At 65.7% G+C, this 14,376-nt stretch carries 14 protein-coding genes; 3 read left to right on the top strand and 11 right to left on the bottom strand.

Going from position 1 to position 14,376, the window contains the following annotated elements; all coding sequences use genetic code 11:
* The first annotated feature begins 120 nt into the window (after positions 1-120).
* A complete protein-coding gene (locus AC1DQ3_RS03770) occupies positions 121-369 on the top strand; it encodes a hypothetical protein (RefSeq protein ID WP_477118825.1) in 249 nt (82 codons plus the stop codon).
* A 126-nt stretch (positions 370-495) separates the two neighbouring features.
* Here the strand turns inward: AC1DQ3_RS03770 and AC1DQ3_RS03765 are convergent, their stop codons facing one another.
* The 8 genes from AC1DQ3_RS03765 to AC1DQ3_RS03730 all read right to left on the bottom strand — a co-directional run bounded on the left by AC1DQ3_RS03765 (position 496) and on the right by AC1DQ3_RS03730 (position 7,883).
* The gene (locus AC1DQ3_RS03765) at positions 496-1,284 is read right to left on the bottom strand and encodes an MBL fold metallo-hydrolase (protein ID WP_477118824.1); all 789 of its coding nucleotides are present in this window, start codon (positions 1,282-1,284) and stop codon (positions 496-498) included.
* A gap of 79 nt (positions 1,285-1,363) precedes the next feature.
* Positions 1,364-2,581: an outer membrane protein assembly factor BamC gene (gene bamC, locus AC1DQ3_RS03760; protein WP_477118823.1), complete on the bottom strand. Its 1,218-nt coding sequence runs from the start codon at positions 2,579-2,581 to the stop codon at positions 1,364-1,366.
* 44 nt (positions 2,582-2,625) lie between these two features.
* Complete coding sequence (dapA, locus tag AC1DQ3_RS03755; RefSeq protein ID WP_477118822.1) at positions 2,626-3,510, bottom strand: 4-hydroxy-tetrahydrodipicolinate synthase; 885 nt, start codon at positions 3,508-3,510, stop codon at positions 2,626-2,628.
* Positions 3,511-3,660: 150 nt separating this feature from the next.
* Positions 3,661-4,254 carry a class I SAM-dependent methyltransferase gene (locus AC1DQ3_RS03750; protein ID WP_477118821.1) on the bottom strand — a complete coding sequence of 198 codons (594 nt, stop codon included), beginning with the start codon at positions 4,252-4,254 and terminating at the stop codon, positions 3,661-3,663.
* The gene (locus AC1DQ3_RS03745) at positions 4,251-5,453 is read right to left on the bottom strand and encodes a tryptophan--tRNA ligase (RefSeq protein WP_477118820.1); all 1,203 of its coding nucleotides are present in this window, start codon (positions 5,451-5,453) and stop codon (positions 4,251-4,253) included. The genes AC1DQ3_RS03750 and AC1DQ3_RS03745 overlap by 4 nt, the downstream gene beginning before the upstream one ends.
* Positions 5,454-5,533: 80 nt before the next feature.
* On the bottom strand, positions 5,534-6,199 hold the full coding sequence (locus AC1DQ3_RS03740) for a site-2 protease family protein (protein WP_477118819.1): 666 nt from the start codon (positions 6,197-6,199) through the stop codon (positions 5,534-5,536).
* Between the two features lie 77 nt (positions 6,200-6,276).
* The gene (locus AC1DQ3_RS03735) at positions 6,277-6,900 is read right to left on the bottom strand and encodes an L-threonylcarbamoyladenylate synthase (RefSeq protein ID WP_477118917.1); all 624 of its coding nucleotides are present in this window, start codon (positions 6,898-6,900) and stop codon (positions 6,277-6,279) included.
* Positions 6,901-7,037: 137 nt separating this feature from the next.
* Positions 7,038-7,883 carry a 3',5'-nucleoside bisphosphate phosphatase gene (locus tag AC1DQ3_RS03730; RefSeq protein WP_477118818.1) on the bottom strand — a complete coding sequence of 282 codons (846 nt, stop codon included), beginning with the start codon at positions 7,881-7,883 and terminating at the stop codon, positions 7,038-7,040.
* Between the two features lie 215 nt (positions 7,884-8,098).
* Here AC1DQ3_RS03730 and AC1DQ3_RS03725 point away from each other — a divergent pair, with 215 nt between their 5' ends.
* On the top strand, positions 8,099-9,232 hold the full coding sequence (locus AC1DQ3_RS03725) for an NAD(P)/FAD-dependent oxidoreductase (RefSeq protein ID WP_477118817.1): 1,134 nt from the start codon (positions 8,099-8,101) through the stop codon (positions 9,230-9,232).
* A 24-nt stretch (positions 9,233-9,256) separates the two neighbouring features.
* Here AC1DQ3_RS03725 and AC1DQ3_RS03720 read toward each other — a convergent pair whose 3' ends face one another.
* Positions 9,257-10,150: an alpha/beta fold hydrolase gene (locus tag AC1DQ3_RS03720; RefSeq protein WP_477118816.1), complete on the bottom strand. Its 894-nt coding sequence runs from the start codon at positions 10,148-10,150 to the stop codon at positions 9,257-9,259.
* Positions 10,151-10,304: 154 nt separating this feature from the next.
* Here AC1DQ3_RS03720 and AC1DQ3_RS03715 point away from each other — a divergent pair, with 154 nt between their 5' ends.
* Positions 10,305-12,038 (top strand): acetate--CoA ligase, encoded by a 1,734-nt coding sequence (locus AC1DQ3_RS03715; protein ID WP_477118815.1) that lies wholly within the window; start codon positions 10,305-10,307, stop codon positions 12,036-12,038.
* A gap of 271 nt (positions 12,039-12,309) precedes the next feature.
* Here AC1DQ3_RS03715 and AC1DQ3_RS03710 read toward each other — a convergent pair whose 3' ends face one another.
* Together AC1DQ3_RS03710 and AC1DQ3_RS03705 are read right to left on the bottom strand one after the other, a co-directional pair.
* Positions 12,310-12,522, bottom strand: a complete 213-nt coding sequence (locus tag AC1DQ3_RS03710) for a hypothetical protein (protein ID WP_477118814.1) — start codon at positions 12,520-12,522, stop codon at positions 12,310-12,312.
* A gap of 11 nt (positions 12,523-12,533) precedes the next feature.
* Positions 12,534-14,075, bottom strand: a complete 1,542-nt coding sequence (locus tag AC1DQ3_RS03705; protein ID WP_477118813.1) for an RHS repeat domain-containing protein — start codon at positions 14,073-14,075, stop codon at positions 12,534-12,536.
* Positions 14,076-14,376: the final 301 nt, after the last annotated feature.

The following is a 14,376-nucleotide window of genomic DNA, read 5'->3' as shown; positions in this document are numbered from 1 at the left end:
TACTGTGTACCACTGCATTTGTCGGCACCCGGGAGAGCCTCTATTTTGCAGTTCAAGAGCGATAATTACCGGTAATTATTCATCGCCTGTTTTTCTGTTATTAAAGTTAAAGGACGAACAATGAAGAAGTCTCTCCTGATCGCATCGCTGCTCGCCGCCGTTGCTCTCGCCGCTTGCGGCAAGAAAGAAGAAGCCGCTGCTCCGGCACCGGCAGCAGAAGCTTCGGCTCCCGCTGCTGCTGCTCCCGCTGCCGCCGAAGCAACGGCTGCTGCTTCCGACGCAACGGCTGCTGCTGCTAGCGCAGCAACTTCGGCTGCTGAAGCTTCCGGCGCAGCCGCTGACGCTTCGGCCGCAGCTGCCAAGCAGTAATCGGTCTCGACCGATAAAAAAGCCGACCTTCGGGTCGGCTTTTTTTCGTCCATCTTTCCGAATACGTCGCTTTCGTCACAACAACGGATCGGCCGTCCGGGCCAGCTACCTATCTCAGACCATACATCAGGCCCTGACCGGCTGCCAGTCCAGCCCTTCGTGCTGGTCCGCCACCAGGATGTCGCCGGCGGACACGCCCAGCACCGCTGCCAGCGCCTGGGTAGCCAGCTCCCTTGTATTGTTCTGCTGGCTCAGGTGCGCAGCCACCACACGCTGCAGCCCCGCATGCGCCACGCTGGCCAGGATGCTGGCCGCGACGTCGTTGGCAAGATGGCCGAAGTCGCCACCGATGCGGCGCTTGAGCGAATACGGATAGGCCGAATTGCGCAGCATCTCGCGATCGTGATTGCACTCCAGCACCAGCGCATGCACGCCTGCCAGCCGGGCGGTGACGTAAGGCGTCTCCATGCCCGCATCGGTCAGTACGCCAAGCCGGGCATCCCCATCGCTGAGCACGAACTGCAGCGGCTCGCGCGCATCGTGCGGCACTGTGTAGGGGAGGATGTGGAGGCTGCCGATGACCAGCGCATGGTCGGCGCCGCAGACGCGCACATCCGCCTTGTCCGCCCCGCGCATATGCGAGGTGGCAAGCCAGGTGCCGTGGCTGGTGTGGACCGGCACATCGTGGCGCGCGGCAAAGGCATAGGCCGAGCCGACGTGATCGCCATGCTCGTGCGTGACCAGCACGGCATCGAGCTGGTCGGGCGTGACGCCGAGCCGCTCCAGCCGCCGCGCGGTTTCGCGAATGCCAAAACCGCAGTCGAGCAACACCCTGGTCGTGGTGGTGCCCGCTTGCGATTCGATCAACAGGGAATTGCCCTCGCTGCCGCTGCCGAGGAAGGCGAAGCGCATCATGCGACGGCCTCCCCGGACAGCGTGCGGAGCCAACCCGCGGCCGGGCGCCGCGGGTAGTCTTGCGTGACCCGCACGCCGGTCAGCGCAGTTGCTCGTCCAGCAGCGTAAGAATGCGCTTGCCGATGTCGGAACCTTCCGGCTGGCCTGCGTCGTTCTGCACCGTCACGGTCGTGCCGTCACCATCGCCCTTCAGTGCCACGCGGTACTTCTTGGCCTTCTTGCTATCTTCGGCGCCGGTCTTGGTGAACAGCTTGGAGAAGAAGCCGCGGTTGTCCACGGTATCGCGCGTGTCGACGTAGCGCACGTAGTAGACCCCCTGGGCGCGGTCACGGTCTTCCACCGTGAAGTTGACGCGATCCAGCGCCAGGCCGACCGAGCGCCATGCGCGGTCGAACGGCTCGGACAACTGCAGTGCCTGCGCGCCGTTGACCTGGGTCAGGCTGGCATTGCCGCTGGCTGCCTTGGCGGCGCCGGCAGCAGCAGCGGGAGCCGCTGCCACGGTCGCTGCCGGGGTGGCACCGCTCTTGGCCATGCGGTCGGCCTGCTCCTTCTGCACGCCCAGGCGCTGCGCGAAGCGCGAGAGGAATTCGGCTTCCAGCTCAGGATCGGAAGGACGCGGCGTCCAGATCGTGTTCGACTTGTCGATGCCGGTCAGCTGTTCCTGCGCGCCCCGATGGCTGATGTAGACCTCCAGGTTGCCGTTCTGCGAACGCTCCAGACGGGTACGGAACTTGTCGCGCTCGGAGGTCGAGTACAGGCCATCGAAGACCTTGCCGATGGTATTGCGGATGAAATCCTGCGGGATCTTGGCGCGGTTCTCGGCCCAGTCGGTTTCCATGATGCCGGTCTCGGGCGAGTCCTGCACCAGCAGGAAACCGCTCTCCTGCCAGAATTCACGCAACGACTGCCACAGCTTGTCGGTAGCCATGCCATTGCTGATCACCAGCCAGCGCTGGTTGCCGTCGCGCTCCATGCGGATGCCTTGCGTGGAGGGCAGCACGTTCTCGGCGCCCGCCTGCTGCTGCACCGTCTTGGTCGCCTGGTTGTAGGTCGACAGCGTCGAGGTGCCGTTCTGGTCCGGCACCGAGTAGCGGCGATCGCCTTCGATCTTGGTCAGGTCCGGCGGCACGTCCAGCGTGGAGGTGCGCTTGGCGGCGGACTTGTAGTCGATCTTGTCGGGCGCCATGGCATCGTTGATGCTGCTGCAACCGGTCATCGCGCTGGCTACCAGCACGGGCAAGACCAGGGCGGCACGGCGAATCTGCGTTGCGCCGTGGCGGTTAAGCTTGAGTTTCATTGACACGCAATCCTAGTTGATGGATGACGGCAAAAGCGCCGCGATCAGCCGAGCAAACCGGCAGTCGACAGCGCCTTGCGCACCACGTCGTGGCATTCCGGTGACAGCGGCGTGAGCGGGAGGCGGATACCGCCCTGCATCCTGCCCATTTGCTGGAGCGCCCATTTGACGGGAATCGGGTTGGCCTCGACGAACATTGCCTTGTTCAGCTCAACCAGCTCCATATGGATGCGACGCGCGGTGATCGCATCGCCCTTCAGCGCAGCCACGCACAAATCGTGCATCTTGCGCGGCGCCACGTTGGCCGTGACGGAAATATTGCCATGGCCACCCAGCAGCATCAGGGCAATCGCGGTGGGGTCGTCGCCACTGTAGATGGCGAAGCCTTCCGGCGCATCCTTGATCAGTTGCGCCGCGCGATCGATATTGCCCGTCGCTTCCTTCACGCCGACGATGCCCGGCACCTGCGCCAGGCGCAGGACGGTATCGGGCAGCATGTCGGCCACGGTGCGGCCCGGCACGTTGTACAGCACCACCGGCAGGTCCACCGCTTCCGCGATGGTGCGGAAATGGCGGTACATGCCTTCCTGCGTCGGCTTGTTGTAATAAGGCACGACCTGCAGCGACGCGTCGGCGCCGACCTGCCTGGCGAACGCGGTCAGCTCGATCGCTTCCCTGGTCGAGTTGCCGCCGGTGCCGGCAATGATCGGGATGCGCTTGTCGGCCTGCTCCACGGCGACGCGGACCAGTTCGCAATGCTCATCCACGGTCACCGTCGGCGACTCGCCAGTGGTGCCGACGATCACGATGCCATCGGTGCCCTCGGCCACGTGCCAGTCGACCAGGGCGCGCAGCGCCGGTAAATCCAGGCTGCCATCTTCCTGCATCGGCGTCACGATAGCGACGATGCTGCCGTTAATCTGTGTCATAACGTTAGTGAATTCGAGAAACGAATACCGCGATTGTACCGGATACCTCAGGCCTTCCGACCGCACCTTCGACCGACGGAATCCCAAGGCAGTTCAACGCGTGAAGTCCAGGTCTCGCCGACCCGGCAGGCAAATAACCCGGGCCGCACTTCAGCCCGGCAAAGGATAACGGGGCGGCGCATTGCCCTCCGTATTTCCACCAGCCTCCCTGACTGCGCAAAGACGCTGCACGAAGGCAGTTTTAGGCACTTGCAGCATACCATCTTCGAAGCCCACCACGCGCAACGTGCCGCGCACGGCCTCCAGCAGTTCGCCGGGCCGCAGCAGGAAAGCCGGATTGGAAGGCTTGCCCACGGTCTCGTTGCCGGCCGCAAAGGTTTCGTAGAGCAGCACGCCGCCCGGCGCCAGGGCATCGAGCAGATGGGGCCATAGTGGACGGTGCAGATAATTCGTCACCACGATCGCGTCGAAGCGCCTCTCATCGGCCAGTGGCCACGTGCCCTGCTCCAGGTCGGCCTGGCGGGTGGCAATCCCGGCGGCAGCCAGCGCGGCCAGCGCCGCCCCGTCCCGGTCGACGCCCAGCACGGCATGGCCGCGGGCCGCGAACCAGGCCGCATGGCGGCCACTGCCGCAGGCCAGGTCGAGCACCCGGCCGCCCGGGCGCACCAGATGCGCCCAGCGCGTCACCCACGGCGACGGCGCAGCCAGCGGCGCGTGCGCAGCGGCACCCGCGGCCGTGCTCACCGGTACCCCAGGCCCATGGCCGCGCGCACGTCGCGCATGGTTTCGCGCGCCACCTGGCTGGCCTTGTCGCAGCCGTGCGCGACAATGTCGCGCAACAGGGCGGGGGCGTCCATGTATTTTTGCGCCCGTTCCAGCATGGGCTGCTGCTCGCGCAGGATGCCCTCGATCACCGGCTGCTTGCATTCGATGCAGCCGATGCCGGCGCTGCGGCAGCCCTTCTCCACCCACTCGCGCGTTGGCGCGTCGGTGTAGACCTGGTGCAACTGCCACACCGGGCAACGCGCCGGCTCGCCGGCATCGGTGCGGCGCACGCGCGCCGGATCGGTCGGCATGGTGCGCACCTTCTTTTCCACCGAAGCCTTGTCCTCGCGCATGCGGATGGTGTTGCCGTAGGACTTCGACATCTTCTGGCCGTCCAGCCCGGGCATCCGCGACGCCGCAGTCAGCAGCGCCTGCGGCTCGACCAGGATGGTCTTGCGCGAACCGCCCAGATAGCCCAGCAGCAGTTCGCGGTCCTCGGCGGACAGGCTCTGGGACTGGGCCACCAGCGCGGCGCCCTCTTCCAGGGCCTCGGCCTTGCCCTGCTCATGATAGGCGCGGCGCAGCTCGATATACGCCTTGGTCCGCTTGCCGCCCAGCTTTCTGGCGGCTTCCTGCGCCCGCTCCTCGAAGCCCGGCTGGCGGCCGTAGAGGTAGTTGAAGCGGCGCGCGATCTCGCGCGTGATCTCCACATGCGGCACCTGGTCTTCGCCCACCGGCACGCGGCCGGCCCGGTAGATCAGGATGTCGGCGGCCTGCAGCAGCGGGTAGCCGAGGAAACCGTAGGTGGACAGATCCTTGTCCTTGAGCTTCTCGATCTGGTCCTTGTAGGTCGGCACCCGTTCCAGCCAGCCCAGCGGCGTGCCCATGGACAGCAGCAGAAACAGTTCCGCATGTTCCGGCACGCGGCTCTGGATAAACAGCGTGGCGCGCTCGGGATCGACGCCGGCGGCAAGCCAGTCGATCAGCATCTCCCAGACCGATTCGCCGATCACTTCGGGCGACTCGTAGTGCGTGGTGAGCGCGTGCCAGTCCGCCACGAAGAAGAAGCAGGGGTACTCGGCTTGCAACCGGACCCAGTTTTTCAGGACGCCGTGATAGTGACCCAGGTGCAGCGCGCCGGTGGGCCGCATGCCGGAAAGAACGCGATCGGGGAACATGTCTGTCTGTATTTGCGGGAATCGGTACTGGTAATCGTATTCGTATTCGGCTTCGGCGCCTGCGTTGCCGCCGGCGCGGCTTACTGCACCAGCGCCAGGATGGGTTGCAGCATCAGCAGCACCAGGCTTCTGAGCGCCCCCATCACCGGCTGCATCCACACCCTGGTGATCACGCCCGCCGCTACCAGTGCCAGCACCACGAAGATGCCGTAGGGCTCGATGCGCGACACCGCACGCGCAAGCCGCTGGGGCAACAGCGCGGTCAGCACGCGCCCGCCGTCGAGCGGCGGCACGGGAAACAGGTTGAACGCCGCCATCACCAGGTTGACCAGCACGCCAGCCTGCGCCATCTGGCTGAAGAAGGGCTCCTGCACCCTGGCCACCAACAGCCCTACGGCCACGAGCGCCCACAGGAAAGCCTGCAGCACATTACTGCCCGGGCCAGCCAGCGCCACCCACATGCCGTGCCAGCGCGGATTGCGCAGGCGCTCGAAGACCACCGGCACCGGCTTGGCGTAGCCGAACACAAACTGGCCGCTGGTCATGAAGTAGAGCAGCAGCGGCACCACGATGGTGCCGATGGGGTCGATATGACGTGCCGGGTTAATGCTGACGCGGCCCATGGCATAGGCGGTATTGTCGCCAAACAGCTTGGCCACATAGCCGTGCGCGGCCTCATGCAGCGTGATGGCGAACAGGACCGGCAAGGCATAGACCGCAACGGTCTGAATCAGGGAGGAATCCATGGGGCGCTATTGTACCGGGGACGCGGGAAAGTGCGCCCGCCGCCTGGGCCGCGCGGCGCGGCAAGGGCAATTTGGAATCAAAGGTCGAAGCGCTCGATGTCGCCCCGTCCCTGCCGTACCAGCTCGGGCTCTCCCCCGGTGAGGTCGATCACGGTGGTCGGCTGCGCCGGCGCCGCGCCGCCGCAGATCACCAGTTCGAGTTGCTTTTCCAGCCGGGCGCGGATCACCTCCGGCTCATTGAGCGGGGCCTCGTCGCCGGGCAGTTGCAGCGTGGCCGAGATCAGCGGCTCGCCCACTTCGGCCAGCAGCGCCAGCGGGATGGCGTGCTCGGGCACGCGCACGCCGATGGTCTTGCGCGCGGGATGCGAGAGCCGGCGCGGCACTTCCTTGGTGGCTTCGAGGATAAACACATAGGGCCCGGGCGTGGCGCCCTTGAGCCAGCGGTACTGGCGGTTGTCCACGCGGGCGAAGTTGCCGAGCTCGGACAGGTCGCTGCACATCAACGTCAGGTGGTGCTTGTCGTCAATCCCGCGCAGGCGGCGCAGCCGCTCCACCGCGGCCTTGTCGTCGAGCCGGCAGGCCAGCGCGTAGCTGGAGTCGGTGGGCAAGGCAATCAGCCCGCCCTTCCCGATAATCTGCGCGGCCTGCTTGATCAGGCGGGCTTGCGGGTTGAGCGGATGGATTTCGAAATATTGGGACATGTGCGGGCTATGGGCAAACGGCCGCGAGACCGGCGCGAACACCGCGTGCACGCCGGGCGAGCTCTGCGATGGGGAGATGCGAAGGGAGCGCATGGTGCGGGCCGTGGAGGCGCCGTGCGGCCGTTGGCCGGCGCGGCTTACCAGTCATGCCAGACCGGCGTGACCGAGGACGGCAGCGGCGGCAGCGAGCCCAGCTCGGTCCGCCCCTCGCCCGGCCCATGGAAATCCGAGCCGCGCGAGGCCAGCAGGCCGTAGTGATGCGCGACATCGACGTAGCGGCGGTACTGGTCAGGCGTATGGCTGCCAGTCACCACCTCGACCGCGGTCCCGCCGAGCTGCTTGAACTCGTCGAACAGCGCATCGTGCTGGAGTTGCGTGTAGTTGTAACGCCCCGGATGCGCCATCACCGGAATGCCGCCGGCTGCCTGGATCCAGCCCACGGCATCGGCCAGCCTGGCCCAGCGGTGCCCCACATAGCCCGGACAGCCTTCGCCGAGGTACTTGCTGAACACGTCGCTGATGGTCTTGCACCGGCCCCGCTCCACCAGCCAGCGCGCGAAATGCGTGCGGGAGATCAGGTCGGGATTGCCGACATGCTGCAGCGCGCCCTCGTAGGCGCCCTCGATGCCGATGGCGGCCAGCGCCTCGCCGATATCCTGCGCCCGCGCGGCGCGGCCGGAGCGCGTCGCCGCCAGGCCCGCAACCAGCGCCGGACACGCCGGGTCGATCTGCAAGCCAACGATATGGACGGTCTGGCCGGCCCAGGTCACCGAAATCTCCACCCCCGGCACATAACGCATGCCAAGCGCCTCGGCCGCAGCGCGCGCCTCGGCCTGGCCGCCGACCTCATCGTGGTCCGTCAGCGCCCAGAATGCCACGCCGCCGGCGCGCGCGCGCGCGGCGACGTTCCCGGGCGACAACATGCCGTCGGATACCGTGGAATGGCAATGCAGATCTGCATTGATTGCGTGTGGATTTTGCATTTCCCTATTCTACTCCCGCGCTTATTCCGCGTTAATCCCCTGTTAATCCCGCCGCCAGTGGCCGCGTGGGCTGGCCCACATATTCCGCGCCGGCAGGCAGGCCGATAGCCCTGCCGCCAACGCTGGCGTAGGCATGGGGCGCCGCGCCGCGCGGTATAGTTGGGGCCTGACGACCCTCCCCCCGGGGCGGCGCTGCGCGCGCCGCCTGCCAAGCCATGCCGATCCACGCCACTGACTCCGCCACGCCCGCAACCCGCAACCCGGCCGACGGCGCCGCCCCATCCGGGGCGATCCGCACCGATGTCCTGATCGTCGGCGCGGGCCCGGTCGGCCTGTTCGCCGCGTTCCAGGCGGGCGTGCTGGGATTGAAGTGCGAGCTCATCGACGTGCTGGACCGCGCCGGCGGGCAGTGCACCGAGCTGTATCCGGAAAAGCCGATCTACGACATCCCCGCGGTGCCCGGCTGCCTGGCCCAGGACCTGGTCGACCGCCTGCTCGAGCAATGCGCGCCGTTCGCGTTTCCCATGCATTTCAGCGAACGCGCCAACGGCCTCGCCGAGATTCCGCCCGCACCGCAAGCCGCGCAGGCGCACGGCCATGAGCACGAACATCCGCACCGCCTGCTGGTCACCACGGACAATGGCAAGCGCTTCGACGTGGCCGCGGTGCTGATCTGCGCCGGCGCCGGCGCCTTCGCCCCGCAGCGCGTAGCGCTACCCGAGGCTGCCGCGCTGGAAGACCGCCACCTGCACTACGCCGTGCGCGATACCGCGCGCTTTGCCGGCAAGCGCGTGGTGGTGGCCGGAGGCGGCGATTCGGCGCTGGACTGGGCGCTGGCATTGCGCAAAACCGCCGCGCGCGTCACGCTGGTGCACCGCCGGGAGGGCTTCCGCGCGGCCGACGGCACGGTGGCCGAAATGCGGGCCGCGGTGGCCGCCGGCGAAATGGACTTCGTGGTAGGCATGCTGGGCGCGCTCAAGACCGAGGGCGATGCGCTGGCCGGCGTCGAGATCCGCACCCGCGACGACAGCGTCAGCCTGCCAGCCGACGAACTGGTGGCGCTGTACGGCCTGGTCTCCGAACCCGGCCCGATCGCCGGCTGGGACCTCGACATGCGCGCCGGCCGCATCGTGGTGGATACCACCACGTACGAAACTTCCCGGCGCGGCATCTTCGCCGCCGGCGATATCGCGTTCTATCACAACAAGCAGAAGCTCATCCTCTCGGGCTTCCACGAGGCCGCGCTGGCCTTGCGCCGCGCCCATCACTATGCCTTTCCCGAGAAGGCGCTGGTGCACGTGCACACCAGCAACAATGCCACGCTCAAGGCAAAGCTGAACCACGCCTGAGCGCCGCCAGCCGGACATTGCATGCTACATGCAGAACGACTCGACCAGCCCGGCAACCACCCGCGGCTGGTCGTGATGCAGCATATGGCCGGCGTCATCGACAATGGCTTCACGGAAATCCCGGAATGCCTTGAAGCGCAGCTTGAACGCGTCCAGCGGCTGCCCCTTTGCGATGTGGCTAAGCGTTTGCGAGTCGCGCGCTTCCACGTGCAGCACCGGCGCGGTAGCCTTGGCCCAGATCGCCATCACTTCGTCGAGCCGGTACAGCACCGGGTTGACCAGCTTGTGGGCGGCGTCGCCAAGGATTTCCCAACGGCCTTGCGCGTTCCTGGCCGACCAGTGCGCGGCCAGGAACGCGGCACGCTCGTCCGTCAGGCGCGGATTGTTCTTCTGCAAGCGCGCCGCCACCGCGTCCACGCTGTCATAGGTCTTCAGCGGCTGGCGCTGGCGTAGCTCGTCCAGCCAGCGCGCGTAGCGGCCGGGCGCCTGCTCGGCGCGGGTGCCGGTCATGCCAAACCCCTCCAGGTCTACCACGCGGCGCACCCGCTCCGGGCGGATGCCGGCATAGAAGCAGGCGACGTTGGCGCCCATGCTGTGCCCCACCAGGTTCACGGGCTGGTCCGGCTGGTAATGATCCAGCACCGCCTCGAGATCGGCGACGTAGTCGGGAAACCAGTAGGACCCGGTGCCGGGATAGCGCGTGGGCCAGTCGGTCTGGCCGAAGCCGCGCCAGTCCGGCGCGATCACGTGCCAGTCGCGCTCCAGGGCATCCACCATGAACTGGAACGAGGCGGCCACGTCCATCCAGCCATGCAGCAGGAACAGGGTGGGTGAACCGGGCTCGCCCCAGTGGCGCACGTGCATGTCGAGGCCGCGCAACGTGATAAATTCCGAGCGCGAGGTTTCTCTGATTGTCATGGCGTCTCCCCGGGTGCCTGATGGTGGCGGAAGCATTCACCCGCGACAGCGGGGAAGCCCAGAAATAGAACGATCGTTCGTTTGCGTGGATTATAGCGGCAAGCCGGCGCGGCATGTATCCGCGCACCTTCAAGCGACAACCAGGAGACCCAGCATGGCCGCACCCGCCCTGCCCGCCAGCCGGCGCGACGATTACCGCGCGCTCCACGAACAATTCGGCTGGTACGTGCCCGAACATTTCAACCTGGCCGACGTCTGCTGCAGCCGTTGGGCGCGCTCGCCCGCCACCGCGGACCGGGTGGCGGTCCACACCGAACACGAGGACGGGCGCCGCGCCAGCTACAGCTACGCGTACATCCAGGCCGAGGCGGACCGTCTCTCGCGGGCGCTGCGCGCGCTGGGCGTGGCGCGGGGCGACCGGGTCGGCATTGTCATGCCCCAGCGCATCGAGACGGTGATCGCGCAGATGGCGATCTACCAGCTCGGCGCCATCGCCATGCCCTTGTCGATGCTGTTCGGGCCCGAAGCGCTGGCCTACCGGCTCCAGCACAGCGAAGCCTGCGTGGCCATCGCCGATGAAACGGCGATCGACAATGTGCTGGCGGCGCGTGCCGAGTGCCCGGCGCTGGCCTCGGTGATCGGCGTCGGCGGCGCCGTGGGCCGCGCCGAGCACGACTGGGACGTGCTGCTGGCCGCCGAACTCCCGGAGTTCACCGCCGTACAGACCGGGGCCGACGAGGCCGCGGTGCTGATCTACACCAGCGGCACCACCGGCCAGCCCAAAGGCGCGCTGATCCCGCACCGCGCGCTGATTGGCAACCTGTCCGGCTTCGTCTGTTCGCAGAACTGGTTTCCGCAGGAGGACGACGTATTCTGGAGCCCCGCCGACTGGGCCTGGACCGGCGGACTGTGGGATGCCTTGATGCCCGCGCTGTATTTCGGCAAGCCCATCGTGGGCTATCAGGGCCGGTTCTCGGCGCAGGTCGCCTTCGAACTGATGGAGCGCTACCGCGTGACCAATACCTTTCTGTTTCCCACCGCGCTCAAGCAGATGATGAAGACCTGCCCCGCGCCGCGCGAGCATTACCAGTTGCACCTGCGCGCGCTGATGAGCGCGGGCGAAGCCGTCGGGGGAACCGTGTTCGGCTGGTGCCGCGACGCGCTCGGCGTGATCGTCAACGAGATGTTCGGCCAGACCGAGATCAACTACATCGTGGGCAACTGCACCGCGCAGAACGACGATGGCCAGCTTGGCTGGCCCGCGCGCCCGGGTTCGATGGGGCGCCCCTACCCCGGCCATCGCATCGCCGTCATCGACGAGGACGGCAGGCCATGCGCCCCGGGCGAGGACGGCGAGATCGCCGTGTGCAGCACCGACCGCCATGGCCACCCCGATCCCGTGTTCTTCCTCGGCTACTGGCGCAACGAGGAGGCCACCGCGGGCAAATACCTGGAGCGCGATGGCCTGCGCTGGTGCCGCACCGGCGACCTCGCGCGCGCCGACGAGGACGGCTACCTCTGGTACCAGGGCCGCGCCGACGATGTCTTCAAGTCTTCCGGCTATCGCATCGGGCCGAGCGAGATCGAAAACTGCCTGCTCAAGCACCCCGCCGTGTCGAACTGCGCCGTGGTGCCTTCCCCGGACCCGGAGCGCGGCGCGGTGGTCAAGGCATTCATCGTGCTGGTGCCGTCGGTGGCCCGCTCGGCGCAGGCCGACGCCGCGCTGGTCGCCGAATTGCAGCAACATGTGCGCGGCCAGCTGGCGCCGTATGAGTACCCCAAGGCCATAGAGTTCATCGAGCAACTGCCGATGACTACCACCGGCAAGATCCAGCGGCGCGTGCTGCGCGAGATCGAAGCCCGGCGCGGCGCGCCAGCGCGCCTCTAGCATGGCGGGCGGGCGCGGCTGCAAGGCTGTTGCCTGCCTCTGGCCAGCGATCCCGCCCCCTCAGATTCTGCCCCTTCGCGGCGTCCGGCCTGTAAGAACCGGAGCGCCGTGGACATCCGGCCGCCGACCTCGATATCGAAGCGGTTCCGACGTCAGACTATGCGCAGCCCATCGCCATGCCGGTGAGTTCGACAGTTAAAATGTAAGCCCTTGATTTTATCGGAGCCGACTGCAAAACGCTCCACTACAAGAAGAGCCGCGTTGATTCGCGCTAGTCGTCCATCGGGTGGTATTTGCCCCATCCAAGAAAGTCGTTCCGCTTTTGTGCAGCCTCTTCGTAGCTGTCGGCTTCGAACTTAGTCAGTAAGATTGGCTCTCCTTCGAACATCGACGCATGTGCCGGAAACTGTCCTGCCTCGAGTAGAGAGAATTCAGCCGCGCCGTCTGCGTCTATTGCTTTCCATAGTTCATAAGTCTTGCGCATTTAAAGCTCTCTTATGGTACGAAGGCAATGCCCTCGATTATCTCGATATCGACCCGCTCCCGGCCATTCTCATGTTGAATGGCACGATTCTGGAATGATTTTCCAGGAGGGCCGACTCCACCCACTGCCCCTGCTCTAACAACATACCCTCTAGCTTTGGCGAGAGCTTCGCTACGATCTCTGTATTGGGTCGTATTCATCCGTCCTTCGAGCGCATCTAGCATGGCCAAGCCCTCCCTCACCGTTGGCGGCCGCGGCTGTGGCCCCCATCTTTCGACATCGCCGATTCCCGGATCACGGTAACCAGGACCTTGCGCCTGAATGCGCCCCCGGTGCATTTTCTTCTTGCTCGGGCCTGTACAACTTTCGATCAGCGGCGTCGTCCAAATCGCCAGCCATTCCCAAGGCTTCTTCCCGCCGACGTTGGGAGCGAGCACGTCCCATGGATCCGGCGTGTAGCTACCAGGAATCGAGACAGACGCGCCAAGGGCAACTGCGGGTGCCGGTACGGCTTGCGCATGTGCCGATCCAAAGAGCCAGTTGAACAACTTCGAGATCCAGCCCATCCACGCGCTGAAGGGATTGGCACCTGAATTTTCTGGGGCTGCTTTCGCGAAGGCCAGCTGTTGCTCTTCCGGATCGGGACCAGTGAGCGTCTGTCCATTGAATAACACATCAATGAGCCGGTGCGCGGCATCGTAAGTGTAGTTCGTAACATTTCCATGGGGACTCGTCACCTGGATTCTCTGCCCAATCGCGTCATACACGTACGCCGTCACATTGTCGCCATACAGATACTGGAGCACGCGACCCCGCTGATCGTAGACGTACTTGACGGTAACGCCCTCCAGATCAGCCGCTTCGAGCAAGCGTCCGGCCGGATCGTATCGCACGGCACGCGAAGTTCTCCCAGTTCCATCGGCCGCCGACACCAGGTTGCCTTGAGCATCGTAGCTAAATGTCCACTGCTGGGTCACCGCGTCATCGACCTGCTCGGTCAACGCCGTCATCAGGCCGTTCCCATCATAGCTATAGCCGTTGCTCGACACCACACCGGACGGCGCTGCATTCAGTCCCTGATTGCCATTGGCGTCCGCCGTAGGAAACCACCCGTGCGCGGTGAGCTGGCCCTTGTCGTCATAGGTGAAATTGTCCACACGTCCTGGCGCGGCAACCTTCAGCGGCAGATTCCACGACGGATGCCACTCCGTGGTCGTGGTCTTCGCGTCGGCCGTGCCGTAGCCCTCGATGCGTTGCGTCTCGCGGCCGAGCGCGTCGTGGCTGTAGCGCGTCTCCTTGTTGTCAAAATCCACCCGGCTCGACACATTGCCACTGGCGTCGTACGCGGTGGCCTTCGCCACATTGCCGCATTCCGGACACGACGCGGAGACGCTCGCGGGACGGTTGACAAAACCAGTATTCAATACATAGGGGTTCGCGAAGACATCTGCAGAGCAACCGTTTTCGTTTTGCGCAAATGCTGTGAGGGGAATCAGGCCAAGTGCTGCAATCGCCAGGAAGGCGAACAGAGGGATCGCTTTTAGGATGCCCATGTCCTACGTGAATTCATGCTCGAGTGGTTGGGGGGCTGGAATCCCACAGACTGGCGCATTCCCGATGGAAGCGATCCGCCCACGCAACGATTTTCTGAGCGCCGATTTGGCCATGCCTCGCCCACGTGGGTTGCTCGCGATTTCTCATCCTGACCCCTTCTTTTTCTTTGGATGCGTGATGAATAGCTCCCGCGAGAGATGGCGGTCGCAAGTTTTCTCTTGCCGTCTGTTGAAAGCTGCACTGGTTCACCGCCCGCCTGGGACGCTAGCCAGACATTGTCTCGGTGAGTAATGAGGGCCA

The organism is Cupriavidus sp. 01T418 (assembly GCF_056398885.1).
The sequence above is the reverse complement of the archived record's forward strand: the minus strand, read 5'-3'. Positions and strand labels throughout refer to the sequence as shown.